14 protein-coding genes are annotated in these 14912 nt (G+C 73.2%); 9 read left to right on the top strand and 5 right to left on the bottom strand.

Going from position 1 to position 14912, the window contains the following annotated elements; translation table 11 throughout:
• The first annotated feature begins 86 nt into the window (after positions 1–86).
• The 4 genes from Sri02f_RS15860 to Sri02f_RS15875 all read left to right on the top strand — a co-directional run bounded on the left by Sri02f_RS15860 (position 87) and on the right by Sri02f_RS15875 (position 2413).
• Positions 87–980 (top strand): DMT family transporter, encoded by an 894-nt coding sequence (locus tag Sri02f_RS15860; protein WP_109001993.1) that lies wholly within the window; start codon positions 87–89, stop codon positions 978–980.
• A gap of 138 nt (positions 981–1118) precedes the next feature.
• Positions 1119–1634 carry an NUDIX hydrolase gene (locus tag Sri02f_RS15865; protein WP_109001935.1) on the top strand — a complete coding sequence of 172 codons (516 nt, stop codon included), beginning with the start codon at positions 1119–1121 and terminating at the stop codon, positions 1632–1634.
• Between the two features lie 66 nt (positions 1635–1700).
• Positions 1701–2093: a YidH family protein gene (locus Sri02f_RS15870; protein WP_069773531.1), complete on the top strand. Its 393-nt coding sequence runs from the start codon at positions 1701–1703 to the stop codon at positions 2091–2093.
• On the top strand, positions 2090–2413 hold the full coding sequence (locus Sri02f_RS15875) for a DUF202 domain-containing protein (protein ID WP_109001936.1): 324 nt from the start codon (positions 2090–2092) through the stop codon (positions 2411–2413). The genes Sri02f_RS15870 and Sri02f_RS15875 overlap by 4 nt, the downstream gene beginning before the upstream one ends.
• A 236-nt stretch (positions 2414–2649) precedes the next feature.
• Here the strand turns inward: Sri02f_RS15875 and Sri02f_RS15880 are convergent, their stop codons facing one another.
• Positions 2650–3663 carry an NADP-dependent oxidoreductase gene (locus tag Sri02f_RS15880; RefSeq protein ID WP_109001937.1) on the bottom strand — a complete coding sequence of 338 codons (1014 nt, stop codon included), beginning with the start codon at positions 3661–3663 and terminating at the stop codon, positions 2650–2652.
• Between the two features lie 114 nt (positions 3664–3777).
• On the opposite strand from Sri02f_RS15880, the gene Sri02f_RS15885 reads away from it, so the two are divergent.
• From Sri02f_RS15885 to Sri02f_RS15895, 3 genes are all read left to right on the top strand, one after another.
• A complete protein-coding gene (locus tag Sri02f_RS15885) occupies positions 3778–4074 on the top strand; it encodes a hypothetical protein (RefSeq protein ID WP_109001938.1) in 297 nt (98 codons plus the stop codon).
• 194 nt (positions 4075–4268) lie between these two features.
• A complete protein-coding gene (locus Sri02f_RS15890; RefSeq protein WP_109001939.1) occupies positions 4269–5291 on the top strand; it encodes a phosphotransferase family protein in 1023 nt (340 codons plus the stop codon).
• Between the two features lie 5 nt (positions 5292–5296).
• Positions 5297–6511 carry an acyl-CoA dehydrogenase family protein gene (locus Sri02f_RS15895; protein ID WP_109001940.1) on the top strand — a complete coding sequence of 405 codons (1215 nt, stop codon included), beginning with the start codon at positions 5297–5299 and terminating at the stop codon, positions 6509–6511.
• 93 nt (positions 6512–6604) lie between these two features.
• Here the strand turns inward: Sri02f_RS15895 and Sri02f_RS15900 are convergent, their stop codons facing one another.
• The 4 genes from Sri02f_RS15900 to Sri02f_RS15915 all read right to left on the bottom strand — a co-directional run bounded on the left by Sri02f_RS15900 (position 6605) and on the right by Sri02f_RS15915 (position 12947).
• Entirely contained in the window at positions 6605–7198 is a 594-nt protein-coding gene (locus Sri02f_RS15900; RefSeq protein ID WP_109001994.1) for a TetR/AcrR family transcriptional regulator, read from the bottom strand.
• A 29-nt stretch (positions 7199–7227) separates the two neighbouring features.
• Positions 7228–8901 carry a class I adenylate-forming enzyme family protein gene (locus tag Sri02f_RS15905; RefSeq protein WP_109001941.1) on the bottom strand — a complete coding sequence of 558 codons (1674 nt, stop codon included), beginning with the start codon at positions 8899–8901 and terminating at the stop codon, positions 7228–7230.
• Positions 8898–9662, bottom strand: a complete 765-nt coding sequence (locus Sri02f_RS15910; RefSeq protein ID WP_109001942.1) for an SDR family oxidoreductase — start codon at positions 9660–9662, stop codon at positions 8898–8900. Before Sri02f_RS15910 ends, Sri02f_RS15905 begins: the two co-directional genes overlap by 4 nt.
• Positions 9663–10157: 495 nt before the next feature.
• Complete coding sequence (locus tag Sri02f_RS15915; RefSeq protein ID WP_109001943.1) at positions 10158–12947, bottom strand: penicillin acylase family protein; 2790 nt, start codon at positions 12945–12947, stop codon at positions 10158–10160.
• 209 nt (positions 12948–13156) lie between these two features.
• Here Sri02f_RS15915 and Sri02f_RS15920 point away from each other — a divergent pair, with 209 nt between their 5' ends.
• Both Sri02f_RS15920 and Sri02f_RS15925 read left to right on the top strand, forming a co-directional pair.
• Positions 13157–13759 (top strand): hypothetical protein, encoded by a 603-nt coding sequence (locus Sri02f_RS15920; RefSeq protein ID WP_109001944.1) that lies wholly within the window; start codon positions 13157–13159, stop codon positions 13757–13759.
• A gap of 233 nt (positions 13760–13992) precedes the next feature.
• The gene (locus Sri02f_RS15925) at positions 13993–14715 is read left to right on the top strand and encodes a 3-keto-5-aminohexanoate cleavage protein (protein WP_109001945.1); all 723 of its coding nucleotides are present in this window, start codon (positions 13993–13995) and stop codon (positions 14713–14715) included.
• Positions 14716–14912: the final 197 nt, after the last annotated feature.

Genomic DNA, 14912 nt, shown 5'->3' on the forward strand with positions numbered 1-14912 from the left:
TCCCAGGAGCACTGGGGGCGCGGGGACGCTACAGTCGGCCACACGCACCCCGTCCGTGGTCCGACCGGATGATCGAGGTACGCAGCGTGTCGGTACTGGTTCTGGTTCTCGCCGTGAGCGCCGCCTGCTGCCTGGGCTTCGGGTTCGTGCTCCAGCAGAACGCGGCCCAGCGGGCGCCGCTCGGCGACTTCCTCTCGCCGCGGCTGCTGCTCGACCTGATGAAGGTGCCGCGCTGGCTCGGCGGCATCGGCCTGATGGTGGCCGGCATGGCGCTGGGCGCGGTCGCGCTCGGCCAGGGCGAGATCTCCCTGGTGGAGCCGCTGCTGGCGACGAACCTGCTCTTCGCCCTCGCGCTCTCCCGGCACCAGACGAAACAGCCGCTGGGCCGCCAGGGCTGGTCCGGTCTGCTCCTGCTCGCGGGCGGGGTGACGGCCTTCATCGTGGCGGGCCAGCCGCGCGGCGGCCACGCGGTCGCGGATCCGCTGCGGCACTGGCTGCTCATCGGCGTGATGGTCGGGCTGGCGCTGCTGCTGACGACGTACGCCAGGCGTTCCCGGCTGAGTTCGGGTCCGGTCCTGCTCTCCCTGGCGGCCGGTCTGCTGTACGGCGTGCAGGACGCCCTGACCAGGGTCAGCGGGCAGCGTTTCGGCGCGGGCGGCCTCGGTGAGCTGCTCACCGGCTGGCAGCCGTACGCGGTGCTCGCGCTCGGCGTGACCGGGCTCGTGCTGGTCCAGAGCGCGTTCGAGACGGCGCCCCTGCGGATGTCGCTGCCCGCGCTGACCGCGGCCCAGCCGCTCGCGGGGATCCTCTGCGGCGTGGGCTTCCTCGGCGACCGGCTGCACACCGACACCGGCGCTCTGGCCTGGGAGGCGGCGGGACTCGCGGCGATCGTCGCGGGCATCGTGCTCCTCGGACTGCATCCGGCGATGCCCCGGGGCGCGGCGCCGCGCGAGCGCGTGCCGGACTTCCAGCCGCAGTGACCGACCGGCCGTCGCCGCGCCGGGCCGGCCCTCTCCCGGTTCCCGCCGCCGCGGCCGTCCTCGACCCGCCGGACCGGCCGTCCTCGTCCGAACGGCGCGGCCCGCCCTCCGGCGCCGGCCGCCTGCTTGGATGGGCGCATGAGCGCTGCTGACGAGATCCTCGACGTCGTCGACGAGAACGACCAGGTCGTGGGGCGTTTTCCACGGGGCAGGGTGTACGCCGAAGGGCTGCGGCACCGCTGCGTCTTCATCCAGGCCCGGGACGCCGACGGCCGGCTCTTCGTGCACCGCCGGACCGCGACCAAGCTGGTCTTCCCCTCGTTGTACGACATGTTCGTGGGCGGGGTGGTCGGCGCGGGCGAGGCGTACGACGACGCCGCCCTGCGCGAGGCCGAGGAGGAGCTCGGCGTGAGCGGTCTGCCCCGGCCGGAGTTCCTCTTCAAGTTCCTCTACGAGGGCGGGCCGGCCGGGAGCTGGTGGTCGGCCGTCTACGAGGTCCGCTGCGAGTTGCCGGTGAACCCCCAGGCGGAGGAGGTGGCCTGGCACGCGTTCCTGCCCGAGGAGGAGGTCGAACGCCGGCTGCCCGTCTGGGAGTGGGTGCCGGACGGGCTGGACGCGTACCGGCGTCTGAAGGAGTTCCGGCCGACGGGCTGAGCGGGGCCTCCGGGCGGCGGCGGACGGCTCCGGGCGGGACGCCGGAGGGCGGGTAGGGTCCGTCGGGTGATCGAGTTCGTGCAGAACGTCAGGCTGTGGTTCGCGCCCGAGCAGGTCCGGGAGGAGGGCAGCACACCCGACTACCGGTTCTCGCTGGCCAACGAGCGCACCTTCCTGGCCTGGATGCGCACCGCGCTGGCCCTGATCGGCGGGGGTTTCGCGGTGGACCAGTTCCTGCCGGACCTGCGCTGGGGCTGGCGGGTGGGGCTGGCGCTGGCCCTGCTCGGGGCGGGCGTGCTGTGCTCGTTGCGCGCGGTGAACCACTGGATGCGCTGCGAGCGGGCGATGCGCCGGGGCGAGGACCTGCCGGCGTCCCGCTTCCCGGCGCTGCTGGGCGTGGTGGTCGCGGTGGTGGCCGTGGCGATGGTCGTGGTGGTGCTGGTGGGGTGGGAGGGGTGAGCGGCGAGGCACTGTCCGTGCGCGATCCCGGGCTCCAGCCGGAGCGGACGCGGCTGGCCTGGCGGCGTACCACGCTGGCGAGCACCGTCACCGCCGTGCTGGCCGTGAAGGCGGCGCTGCACGGCGGGCCCTCGGCGTTCGGGATCGTCGCCTGTGCGCTGTGCTGCGGACTGTGGCTGGCCTTCCTGCTGCTCGCCCACGAGCGGATCCGGGCCCTCGCCGCCACGGCGAGTCCGGCGCCCCTCGCTCCGCGGCACGCCGCGTCGGTGGTCCTGTGCACGCTCGCGACGGCGGCGTGCGCCCTGGCACTGGTGATCTAGGGTCTGCCCTCCCGGGCCGGGTGTCGGGGCCGAGTGCTCGTGCCGGGCCGGGCCGTGCCGGGCCGGGCCGTGCCGGGCCGTGCCGGGCCGTGCCGGGCTGGGCCGGGCCGGGCCGTGCCGGGCCGGGCCGTGCCGGGCCGTGCCGGGCCGTGCCGTGCCGGGCCGTGCCGGGCCGGGCCGTGCCGGGCCGTGCCGGGCCGGGCCGTGCCGGGCCGGGCCGTGCCGGGCCCCGGCTTCTACCAGGGGCCGGCGTCCGCGCTCGCGCCGTCCCCGCCCGTCGCCGTCTCCTCGCCCGTCGCTGTCTCCGCGCCGTCCGTCGGGTCCCAGGCCACCGTGACGACGATCTTGCCGCGGGTGCGGCCCTCCTCGTTCAGGCGGTGGGCCTCCGCCGCGCGTTCCAGCGGGAACGTCCGGGAGACGTGCACGCGGAGCACGCCCTGTTCGGCCAGTTCCGCCACTCGGGTGAGGTCCTCGGCGTCGGGCCTGACCCAGTAGTAGCGGCCGCCGTAGCCGATGACTTCGCCGTCGGCGATCGACACCAGGCGTCCCTCCGGAGCCAGCAGGTTGGCGGAGACCTTCAGGGACTCCCCGCCGACCGTGTCGAAGGCCGCGTCCACCCCCTCGGGGGCCAGCCCGCGCACCCGCTCGGCCAGTCCCGCGCCGTGGGCGACCGGCTCGCCGCCCAGCGAGCGCACGAAGTCGTGGTTGGCCTCGCTCGCCGTGCCGATCACCCGTGCGCCCAGGTGGCGGGCCAGTTGCACGGCCATGGAGCCGACCCCGCCCGCGGCCGCGTGGACGAGGACGGTCTCGCCCCGCTTCACCTGGAGGGCCCCGGTCAGCACCTGGTAGGCGGTGAGGCCGGTCAGCGGCAGGCCCGCGGCCTCCTCCCAGGTGAGATGGCGCGGCTTGCGGGCGAGGGTGCGCACCGGCGCGGCCACGTACTCGGCGAAGGTCCCGCGGGAGAGGAAGTCCTCGCGGACGTAGCCGATGACCTCGTCGCCCACGGCGTACTCCGCGACGGACACGCCGAGCTGGACGACGACGCCCGAGACGTCCCAGCCGGGGACCACCGGGAAGACGGCGTCGAGCATCGGGTCCAGATGACCCTCACGGCACTTCCAGTCGACGGGGTTCACCGCCGCCGCCCGGACCTTCACGAGCACCGAGTCGGGGCCGACCTTGGGCTCGCGGACGTCCCCGTACACGAGCGTCTCGGGGCCGCCGTAGCGGGAGTAGCTGATGGCCTTCATGGGTCCGACCCTCAGGGGTCCCCGAACGCCACGCAAGCGGAATGACCCGATACGGGCGGTTCGCATGGCAGCCTGTCCGACGTCATCGCCCGCAGCGTCGAAGGTGAGCCCCCCATGACCGCCACCCACGCCGAACACGCCGCCCACTCGCACGCGCACGGCCCCGACTGCGGGCACGCGCGCGTGCAGCACGGCGACCATGTCGACTACGCCCACGACGGGCATCTGCACCGCGAGCACGGCGGCCACTGGGACGAGTGCGAGCCCGTGGGACACGTGACCCACGGCGGGCACGAGCACCGGCACGGCGAGGACTGCGGGCACGCGCGCGTGCAGCACGGCGACCATGTGGACTACCTGCACGACGGCCACCGCCACGCCGAGCACGAAGGCCACTGGGACGACCACTGACGCCGGGCGGGGCGTCCGCGCCAGGTCGGGCGGGCGGCCGGCGATCGTCCGCCGAGGGCTCCGCGGGTGTCGCCCGGGGAGCCTTCGTCCTATCGTGGCCCCGATCACGTTGGGCGGGACCACTGGACGGCATACCGACCGGTCGGCATCATGGGGCGAGTCCTGTTCACCCGTCCCGCCCACAGGAGCGACGCATGAGCCCCGACCACCCGCCCGGACTCGACCTCGACCGGCTGCGCGCCCTGTTGGAGCGCGAGCGTCCCGGCCTGGTCCACGGCCCCCTGACCGGCCGGCTGATCGAGGGCGGACGGTCGAACCTCACCTACGCGGTCTCCGACGGCGAGGCAAAGTGGGTCGTGCGGCGGCCTCCGCTCGGGCACGTGCTGGCCACCGCGCACGACATGCGGCGCGAGCACCGGGTGATCAGCGCGCTGCACCCGACGAGCGTGCCGGTGCCGCGACCGGTGCTGCTCTGCGAGGACGAGCAGGTGCTCGGGGCGCCCTTCTACGTCATGGAGTTCGTCGAGGGCACCCCGTACCGGACGGCGGACGAGCTCGTCCCGCTCGGCGAGCGGCGCACCCGGGACGCGATCCTGTCGCTGGTGGACACCCTGGTGGAGCTGCACGCGGTGGACCCCGCCGAGGTGGGCCTGGCCGACTTCGGCCGCCCCGAGGGCTTCTTGGACCGGCAGCTGCGCCGCTGGGGCAAGCAGCTGGACGCCTCCCGCAGCCGCGACCTGGCCGGGGTCGACGAGCTGCATGCGGCCCTCGGCCGCGAGCTGCCGCACTCCCCCGCGCCCGCCGTCGTGCACGGCGACTACCGGCTCGACAACGTGCTGATCGGCCCGGACGACACCATCCGGGCCATCCTCGACTGGGAGATGTCGACGCTCGGCGATCCGCTGACCGACCTGGGCCTGCTGGTGATGTACAGCGTCCCCCTGCGGCTGCCGGACTCGCCGATCTCCACGACGGCCTCCGCCCCGGGGCACCCGTCGCCGGCCGAGCTGGTGGAACGGTACGCGGCCCGCTCCGGGCGGGACGTCTCGGCGGTCTCCTGGTACACGGCGTTCGCCTGGTTCAAGCTCGCCGTGATCCTGGAGGGGATCCACTACCGGTACACGCTGGGCCAGACGGTCGGGCGCGGCTTCGACCGGATCGGGGAGCTCGTCCCCGTCTTCATCGAACACGGACTGACCACTCTCCAGGAAGGCTGACCGGCATGGACTTCACGTTCGACGCCCGCACCGAGGAACTCCGCGCCAGGCTGCTCGCCTTCATGGACGAGTACGTCTACCCGGCCGAGGCCGTGGCGGAGGAGCAGCGGGCGGCGCTGGCCTCCCCCTGGGACACCCCGGCCGTGGTGGGGGAGCTGAAGGCGCAGGCGCGCCGGCAGGGCCTGTGGAACCTCTTCCTGCCCGACGCCGAGCACGGCGCGGGTCTGACGAACCTCCAGTACGCGCCCCTGGCCGAGATCACCGGCCGCTCGCCGCATCTGGCGCCTACGGCCCTGAACTGCGCCGCGCCGGACACCGGGAACATGGAGGTGCTCGCGCAGTTCGCGGACGAGCCGCAGAAGAAGCAGTGGCTGGAGCCGCTGCTCGGCGGGGAGATCCGCTCGGCGTTCGCGATGACCGAGCCGGAGGTGGCCTCCTCCGACGCCACCAACATCACCACGCTCATCGAGCGCGACGGCGACGACTACGTCGTCACGGGCCGCAAGTGGTACATCTCGGGGGCGATGAACCCGGACTGCGCGATCTTCATCGTGATGGGCAAGACGAACCCGGACGGCGCCGACGTGCGCCGCCAGCAGTCCATGGTGCTCGTGCCGCGCGACACCCCGGGCGTCACGGTCAAGCGGGCCATGAAGGTCTTCGGCTACGAGGACCACTCCCACGGCGGCCACGCCGAGGTGGTCTTCGACCACGCGCGCGTGCCGGTGACGAACCTGATCGGCGAGGAGGGCGGCGGCTTCGCCATCGCCCAGGCCCGGCTCGGCCCCGGCCGCATCCACCACTGCATGCGGCTGATCGGCATGGCCGAGCGGGCGATCGAGCTGATGTGCCGCCGGGCCGTCTCCCGCGACGCCTTCGGCAAGTCGCTGGCCCAGCAGGGCGTGGTCCACAACTGGATCGCGGACGCCCGGGTGACGGTCGAGCAGCTGCGGCTGCTGGTGCTGAAGACCGCCTGGATGATGGACACCGTCGGCAACCGGGGCGCCCACACGGAGATCCAGGCCATCAAGATCGCGACGCCACGGGCGGTCGTCGACATCATCGACCGGGCGATCCAGCTGCACGGCGCGGGCGGCGTCAGCCAGGACTTCCCGCTGGCCGAGCTGTACGCCAGTGCGCGCACGCTCATGATCGCGGACGGGCCGGACGAGGTCCACCAGCGGTCGCTGGCGCGCCGGGAGCTGAAGAAGTACCTCTAGGGACCCGGCAGCGGGAACCGGTGAGGGGCGGTCGCCGTGGCCGTGGCGACCGCCCCTCACGCGTGCACGCCTCCCACGGCGGGGGCGCGGGGCCTACGGCCGCAGCGCCCGCAGCAGCAGGTCGGCGAGGTGGTCGGCGACCTCCTGCGCGCCCATCGGGCCGTCCGGGCGGTACCAGGTCGACAGGTGGTGGACGGACCCGAAGTGGTAGTCCACGACCAGGTCGGCCGGGGTCGCCGTGGAGAAGACGCCGGCCCGCTGGCCCTCCTCGACCAGCGCGCGGAAGCGTTCGTGGTAGCGCCGCCGCTCGGCGCGCACCTGCTTGTTCTTCTCGGGGCTCAGATGGTGCATCGAACGGAAGAAGATCATCGCGTCGTCGAGGTTCTCGATCGTCGTGACGACGACGTCCGCCGCCGCGCCCCGCAGCCGCTTCTCGATCGGCTCGTCGGCGCCCGCGAACGCGTCGAGGCGCTCCTGCTGGACGCGCAGCACGCGCGCGTAGACCTCGTGCAGCAGGTCGTCCTTGGAGCCGAAGTAGTGGTACAGCGCCCCCTTGGTGACGCCTGCGGCCTCGACGATCTCCTGCACCGAGGTGCGGTCGTAGCCCTGCTCGGCGAAGAGCCGGGTGGCGGCGGCGAGCAGCCGCTGCGGCACCGGCGTCCCGTCGCCGTCCGTCGTCCTGGGCACTGCCGCCACCTGCCTTCTTCCTCGATGCGTCACTGGCCGTCGTGTGCGCGGGAACGCAGTTCCCGACGGAGGATCTTGCCACTCGCCGTCTTGGGCAGGTCGGGCAGGATCTCCACCTGACGCGGGTACTTGTACGCCGCCAGCCTTTCCTTGCAGTAGGCCGCGAGCGTACCGGCATCCGCGTCGGCGCCGGGACGCAGGCTGATGTAGGCCTTGACGGTCTCGCCCCGATAGCCGTCCGGCACCCCGACGACGGCCGCCTCGCGCACCGCCGGATGCGTGTACAGCACGTCCTCGACCTCGCGCGGCCACACCTTGAACCCGGACGCGTTGATCATGTCCTTCTTGCGGTCCACGACGTACAGCCAGCCCTGTTCGTCCATGAAACCGATGTCGCCGGTGCGCAGCTCCCCGTCGGGGAAGGTCTCCGCGGTGGCGTCGGGCCGCCGCCAGTACCCGGGCACGACCTGCGGGCCCCGGACGACGATCTCGCCCTGCTCGCCGAAGGGCGCCTCCGCGCCCTGGTCGTCGACGATGCGCACGACCGTGTCGGGGCCGGGCACGCCGACGGCGAGGGTTCCGGAGGCCGGGTCGACCGGCGCCTCCAGCTGCGGCGGGACGGAGGCGCAGGGCGCGGTGCACTCGGTGAGCCCGTAGCCGTTGCGGATGTAGGGCCCGAAGCCGGCCCGGAACTTCTCCACCAGGGCCGGCGGCAGCGGTGCGCCGCCGGAGGAGATGTGCGCGAAGGAGGCGAAGTGGTCCCGGGTGCAGGTGGGGTGGGCGGCCAGCGCCATGAAGGCGGTGGACGGGCCGACCGTGTAGTGCGGCCGGTGCTCGGCGAACGCCTCCAGCACGACGCCCGCGTCGAAGCGGTACGTGAGGACGAGCGTGCCCGCGCTGTTCAGACACGCGACGAGCTGGCAGACCATGCCGGTGATGTGGAACAGGGGCGCGAGCGCGTAGTACACGGGCGCCTCGGGCAGGCGCAGCCCGGTGCGCTGCCGCTCGGCGTTGTGCATGATGTTGCCGTGCGTGTTGGTGGCGCCCTTGGGGGCCCCGCTCGTGCCGGAGGTGTAGCTGATCAGGGCGATGTCGTCCGGGGCCGCCTCGCGGCCCTCGGGCGCCTTGTGGCCGGCCCGGGCGACGGCGGTGAGGTCGTCGGCGTCGGGCGCCTGCGGGAGGCGTTCGAAGGCGAGCACGCGCGCGTCGCCCCGCGTCTGGAAGTCCAGCTCGCAGCCGGTGAGCGCGATCCGCACGGGCGAGTCGGCGGCCGTGTCGCGCAGATACGTCTCCCACGCGCGGTCGGAGCAGATCAGCGCCGCGACCTCGCCGTCCCGCAGGACGTGGGCGACCTCCGCGGACTTGTACATCGGGTTCACCGGGACGACCGTCGCGCCCGCCTTCCACGCGCCGAGCAGGGCGAGGACGAAGAGCGGGGAGTTCTGCAGCAGGACGGCGACCCGGTCGCCCGGCGCCAGGCCGCGGGCGGCGAGGTGGCCGGCCACGGAGTCGCTGAGCTCGTCGACCTCGCGGTAGCTGAGCCGGCCGTCGAAGTAGGCGAGGCAGGCGCGGTCGGGGGCCTCGGCCACGGACCTGCGGAAGGCGTGCACAGGTGAGTCGGCGGGCTCGATCGGGGCGCGCTGGGCGTCGTCGAGGAGGGCCAGCCAGGGCTTGGCGGCGTACCGGGAGGCGGACTGGGTCATTCGGCGGTCTCCCACTTCTGCTGCAGGTGGTTCATGTTGGTCAGCCAGCGGTCGGGGTCGCCGGCCCGCACCTGGTAGTACCCGGCGACCTCGGGGTGCGGCAGGATCAGGAAGCGGTCCTCGGCGATGCCCTTGAACAGGGCGTCCGCGACGTCCTGCGGCTCGATCGCGGTCGGCTTGAGCACCAGGTCGCCCGCGCTGCCGGTGGCGTCCAGCATGTCGGTGCGCACGCCCTGCGGGCAGATCGCGTGGACCTGGATCCCCCGGTGGCGGTAGGTGAGCGACAGCCATTCGGCGAAGGCGTACGCGCCGTGCTTGGTGACGCTGTAGGGGGCCGCGCCGATCATGGTGAGCAGCCCGGCGGCGGAGACGGTCGAGACGAACCGGCCGCGGCCGCGCTCCAGCCAGTGCGGGAGCAGCGCGTGCGCCGCGCGGACGTGGGCCATGACGTTGACGTCCCAGGCCTGCGCCCAGACGGCCTCGCCGGCCGCCTCCGAGCCGCCCGAGGCGACCCCGGCGTTGGCGCAGTACACGTCGACGGCGCCGCCGAGCGCCTCGCGGGCCCGGTCGACGATCGTGGAGGCGTCGCCGGGCACCGCGATGCCGCCGATCTCGGCGGCCACCGCCTCGGCCCGCCCGGCGTCCAGGTCGTTGACGACGACCCGGGCGCCCTCGGCGGCGAAGCGGCGGGCCAGCGCGGCCCCGATGCCGCCTCCCGCTCCGGTCACGACCACTCCGGCATCCTGCACGGCTTCCACCATCGGTCTCCTTCGACGCGACTGCGGCACGAATCGGCTCTGCTCGCCAGACTAACCAGTCGGTATGTTGCGGCGGAAGGGTTACCCCGGGATCGCCGCCGAGTCCGGCGGCCGTGAACGGGGACGCCCTCTGTCCGTATGCGTCGTGGCGTGCGCACGGGCCCATGTTCGCAGGACACTGCCCGCACGGACCCGACCCTGCCCGTCGCTGCCCGTCCCTGCCCGTGTCCTCCGACTCCGGCGGGGAGGGGGAAGGGCGCGGGGAAGGGCACGCGGGCGCCGGTCCGGAGGCCGGTCGGGGAGGCGCCGGACGCCGGGCGGGTGTGCGGCGGCACGACGGGGGGCGGGCCGTGCCGGCCACGCGGGCGTGCGCGCTCCCCCACGCGCGTCCGGCCCGCACGCGCGCCGGCCCGCACGACGACGGCGGCGGGCGCAGGGCTCGCGCGAGACGCCGACGGCGGGCCGCGTCCGTCAGGACACGACCCGCCGTCGCGGGGACTACCGGTGCGAGGCGAACTCCACCACCTGCTGGAAGGTGGGGCGGTTCTGCCAGCTGATGTTGCCGTGCTTGATGCCGCCCAGCGTGCGCTGGACGATCGAGTCGGCGCACCACTGGTTGCCCGCGGCGCACAGGGTGTCGCCCGGGTAGACCTGGGCCGCGGTCTTGCCGGCCGCCGTCTTCAGGGTGCTGATCAGGACGTCGCGGCAGCCGCCGAGGGTGCCGCCGCCGCAGTACTTCTGCGTCAGCCCGCCCTGCACCGACTGGCCGAGCACCGCCCGGACGTCCTTGTCGACATAGCTCCACCAGCCGTACTGGAAGGAGCTGCCGGCGTGCGCCCCGGTCGGGCCGTGGGCGGCCGACGGGGCCTCGTCCACGGGTAGGTTGGCGGTGAACGCGCTGTACAGGCCGGTGCCGAGACCGGGTTCGAACTCCGCCTTCACCAGCAGCGGCCACCAGGCGTCCAGGATGCGGATCGCGTCGGCGTCGGCGTAGGTCTTCGAACCGGCCGTGGTCTCCGTGCGCTTGCCGCCCGCCGTCAGCCACGCCTGGAGCTTGGTCACCGCGGCCGCGGCCGTGGAGTCGGTGACCGCGGAGCTGTTGATCACCTTCAGCAGATCGGGCAGGACGTCCTCGGCCCGCAGGTCGACGAGCGCCGCCTCGGCCATCGCCTTCGCCAGGGACGCGCGCGTGACGCCGCCGGCCGCGACCAGCTTCTTCACCCGGTCCTCCAGCAGGTTGCCGCGGTGCACGGACCCGTCGCCCCAGGAGGCCGTCGCGTAGTCCTTGGCCTGCTTGTTGTTCCAGGAGATGTAGTAGTCCTGGTCGACGGAGTTGGGGTGCGCCGAGGCGGGCGTGTACGCGGCCGTGTTGGTGGCCGGGACCCAGTCCTTCCACTCGTACGCCGCCTGCGCCCACACCGGGAACTCGGCGTCGACGCCGCTCGCGCGCACCGGGTTGTCACCGCTGTTGTAGTAGGCGGTGTGGGAGGAGTCGGCGTAGAACCAGTTGAACGTGTAGTTGATGTGCTGCACCGCGCTCTGGAAGGTCTGCGGGCTCTTGACGTAGTCCGGGTCGTTCAGCATCTGGAAGCCGATGATCGAGTCGGCCTCGTGCATGAAGGACGAGCGCAGGGTGGTGTAGGCGACCTTCTTGCCGCCGACGGTCGCCCGGTACTGCACGGGGCCGTACTTGGTGCGGTAGACGCGCATGGTGTACGAGCCGGCGGCCGTCCCGTCGGCGGTGGTCGGCTTCCAGGCGTTCTTCTGCTCGACGACGTCCATGGCCGTGCAGGCGCCGTGGTACAGGTAGTGGTAGTCGTCCTGGCACAGTTCGACCGCGTAGGAGTCGATGATGTCCTGGCCGGAGGTCGTGGCGCTCCAGGCGTAGTCCTGGCCGCGGCCGAGCTCGACGTACATGCTCAGGCCCGCGAAGGAGGCGCCGCGGGCGCTGATGCCCGGACCCTGGATCTCCTGGAGCATGAGCAGCTGGGGGGCGAAGTAGCCGGTCTGCGGGCCGAAGACGGCGATCGGGTGGCCGCTCGCGGTCGACCTGCCGCTCACCACCAGGGCGTTGGACATGCCGCGCCGGGCCGAGCTGAGGGCTGACGCGGTGGCCGCCGCCGCGGTGGCGGAGGCGCTCTGGTCGCCGCCGGTGCCGGTGGCGTCGTAGACCAGCGGCTGCGTGGTCACCGAGCCGCCGTCGGGCAGCGCCTCGCCCTGCGGGCTCGCGGGTTTGGCGGCGTACGGGAAGCTCTCGCCGTTGTGGACGGTGAGGGCTGCCTCGGGGTCGTTGCGCTCGCGGAACGCCTCCCAGACCTGGGTGCCCTGCTCCACGCCGTACTTCTCCTGCGCCGCGAGCAGCGACACGGCGTTGTTGACCTCGCCGCCGCCGCCGGAGCCGAAGAGCGCGCCGATCACCGAGGCCAGCGCCACCATGTCGGTGATCTTGAAGTGATCGATGGTGCCGGCGTTGGTGATTGAGTCCTTGTGGCCGGTGAGGACGTATTCACCGGGGAAGTAGCGGCCGCTGTCGGAGGCGTCGATGTACGCGTTGATACCGGCCAGGTAGGCGCCTGCGTCGGCGAGGGCCTGCTGGCCGCGCGCGCCGTTGGTCGCGACGGCGTTGTCGATCTGAGCCTGGAGGTCTGCCTCGGTGTACGGAGCATTACGCCAGAACTGCTGTTCCAGACCCTGGTTGGAGGCGGCGCCGCCCGCGAAGCCCGTGAGCTGGCCGCGGCCGACATGACGGAAGACGTCCATGAGCCAGAGCCGGTCCTGGGCGGCGGCGTACCCGGCGCCGAACTCGGTGCCGTACCGGGTGGTGCCGGTGATGTGCGGAACGCCCGTCTTCTTGTCGCGGACGATCGTCACGTCGCTGCGGCCCGCCGGACTCAGGGTGGAGGCGACCTGATCGGAGGGAACGCCGAAGGAGGCGTCGTTGAAGAAGGTGTTGACCGTCGCGTTGGTGAGCGTGGGGTAGCCCTTGGCCAGGTTGGCGTAGGGGCCCAGCTGGTCCTCGGCGTGGTCGGGCTGGGTCCCGAAGGCCTGGTTGAGCAGGACCTGGGCGAGAGTGGCGTTGCCGTTCTCGCCCGGCGGCAGGATGTCGGAACACTGGCCGCCGCAGTAGTCGTTCGAGGCGGTCGTCGCCTCGGCGGCGGCCGCAGCCTGGGTGATCGGCGACAAAAGTCCTGCGATCAGCGCGCATACGGAGGCTGTCTTCAGGAACCCGGGGAATCTGCCGGGAGTTCTCAGTCTGTCGAGAGTGTTGCGTGGGGTTCGCCGTGGCATCGGCTGCTCCTAGCGATGGGGGTGGCCGGAAGGTTACCGCCGGTAGCCCCCGGATTTGAAGATGAACATGCGTCAAGTTTTCGGCTGGGGGAGGTCATCGGAGATCGGATGGAGCCGAATCGCATGTCGATACGTCTATTCGACGACGTCCGTACGACGACGCCGAAGTGACCGAAGTACAGGTGCAGATGTGACGGAGGTGCAAGGCGATGGCCGGTTTCCGGAGTCTGGCGAGACAGGTGCGAGACCCGCGCTGCGATCTGGCGCTGCGGCGGTATTCGCTGCGCAAGTGCCTTGAGCGGTTCGCCCCCTACGGACACAGGGCGACCTGGGACCACCTGTGCTCCCGGGCCGGGTTCGGTCCGGAGGACCGCTCCCCCGACCCTGCGCGGCTCGTGGCCGCGTTGGACGAGCTGGAGGAGGCACGGGCCGTATGGCTGGCCTACGAGGTCGAGTTCGCCGAACGCCGCAGGAAGGAGAAGCACGACGGACTGCGCAGGCCCGGCACCGTGGACGACTGGCACCGGCTGACCTGGGGCGGTTTCGGCGTCGCGTGGTGCGACGACCCGCGGGTCCACCCCCGTGAACCGCTGGCCGAGGTGCTGCGCAGGCTGATCGCCGCGCTGGAGCGCGCGCCGGGCGCCGTCTGCCCGGTGTGCGGCGGCGAGGAACTGCCCTGGAAGTACGAACTGGACCACGAGCCCTCGGCGGGTCCGGTCTGCGCGGACTGCGGGATCCTCGTGCCGCGCCCGGTCCTCACCCCCGAGGCCCTGGCGTACGCCCGGCGTGGACGACTGCTGATGTCGGCCTGAGAGCACGACGCGGGTGCCGAGCACAGCGGGGGCGCAGAGCACAGCGGGGGCGCAGAGCACGACGGGGGCGCAGAGCACGACGGGGTGGTGCGCCGGGGATGGCGCACCTCCCTGCTCCCCTCTGTTCCCCCCTGTTCCTCCCTGTTCCGCTCTGCTCCGCTCTCCTCCGCCGGCCCGGCGGGCCGCCGACGGCCGCCCGGTCGGTTGTCGGTGCCGGATGCCACCATCGGGACATGGTGCAGGTCTGTCTGAACGGAACACGGGGAGCGGCGGACGGCGCGGTCGTGCCGCTGACGCCCGAGGCGCTGGCCGAGTCCGCGGCGGAGGCCGTCGCCGCGGGGGCCGCCGACGTCCATGTCCACCCCAGGACGCCGTGCGGACGGGACTCGCTCTCGCCGCGCGTGGTCGCGGCGACCCTCGACGCGATACGGGCGCGGGTGGCGGTGCCGGTCGGCGTCACCACGGGCGCCTGGGCGGAGCCCGACCCCGCGCAGCGGCTCGCCCGGGTGCGCGGCTGGACGGTGCTCCCCGACCACGCCTCGGTCAACTGGCACGAGCCGGGCGCGGAGGAACTGGCGGCCGCCCTGATGGACCGGGGCGTCGGCGTGGAGGCGGGCATCTGGTCGGGAACGGACGGAGCGGCGCGGTTCGCGGCCTCGCCGCTCGGCCCCAGGGTGCTGCGGGTCCTCGCGGAGGTCACCGACACCGCCGGGCGGACGGCCGTGACGACCGCGCGCGCCCTCCTGGCCGAGCTGGGGCCCGCGCTCGGCCGCCCCGTGCTGCTGCACGGCGAGGACGGCGGGGCCTGGCCGGTGCTGCGGCTGGCGGAGCGGCTCGGGCTGGCCACCCGGATCGGCCTGGAGGACACCCTGTGCCTGCCGGACGGACAACGGGCCTCGTCCAACGCCCAGTTGGTGTCACAGGCGACGGCCGGGCACACGGGCGGGCCCGGGTGAGCGCGGGGCAGGCCCCTGGGGCGCACCGGGGAACGCACCGTCGAGCCATGGCAGTCGGGCGATCCGCCGGTCCGGGCGCGGGGCGCGGGAGGCCGAGGGGTGGGTGAAGCGGCCTGTGTCGTCCGGGACTTGGGCATCGAGCCCCCGCCGACGCTAGCAGCCGGTAATCCGGTCGCTCCACCGGTTTCCCGCAAGGA

It is taken from the genome of Streptomyces rishiriensis, from assembly GCF_003112535.1.
Taxonomy (GTDB): Bacteria; Actinomycetota; Actinomycetes; order Streptomycetales; family Streptomycetaceae; genus Streptomyces; species Streptomyces rishiriensis.

Excerpts from the sequence above, each read along its gene's own strand:
- Sri02f_RS15910 (WP_109001942.1), bottom strand. The coding sequence starts at position 9,662 with ATGGTGGAAGCCGTGCAGGATGCCGGAGTGGTCGTGACCGGAGCGGGA.
- Sri02f_RS15915 (WP_109001943.1), bottom strand. The coding sequence starts at position 12,947 with ATGCCACGGCGAACCCCACGCAACACTCTCGACAGACTGAGAACTCCC.
- Sri02f_RS15890 (WP_109001939.1), top strand. The coding sequence starts at position 4,269 with ATGAGCCCCGACCACCCGCCCGGACTCGACCTCGACCGGCTGCGCGCC.
- Sri02f_RS15925 (WP_109001945.1), top strand. The coding sequence starts at position 13,993 with ATGGTGCAGGTCTGTCTGAACGGAACACGGGGAGCGGCGGACGGCGCG.
- Sri02f_RS15920 (WP_109001944.1), top strand. The coding sequence starts at position 13,157 with ATGGCCGGTTTCCGGAGTCTGGCGAGACAGGTGCGAGACCCGCGCTGC.
- Sri02f_RS15880 (WP_109001937.1), bottom strand. The coding sequence starts at position 3,663 with ATGAAGGCCATCAGCTACTCCCGCTACGGCGGCCCCGAGACGCTCGTG.
- Sri02f_RS15905 (WP_109001941.1), bottom strand. The coding sequence starts at position 8,901 with ATGACCCAGTCCGCCTCCCGGTACGCCGCCAAGCCCTGGCTGGCCCTC.
- Sri02f_RS15865 (WP_109001935.1), top strand. The coding sequence starts at position 1,119 with ATGAGCGCTGCTGACGAGATCCTCGACGTCGTCGACGAGAACGACCAG.
- Sri02f_RS15895 (WP_109001940.1), top strand. The coding sequence starts at position 5,297 with ATGGACTTCACGTTCGACGCCCGCACCGAGGAACTCCGCGCCAGGCTG.
- Sri02f_RS15885 (WP_109001938.1), top strand. The coding sequence starts at position 3,778 with ATGACCGCCACCCACGCCGAACACGCCGCCCACTCGCACGCGCACGGC.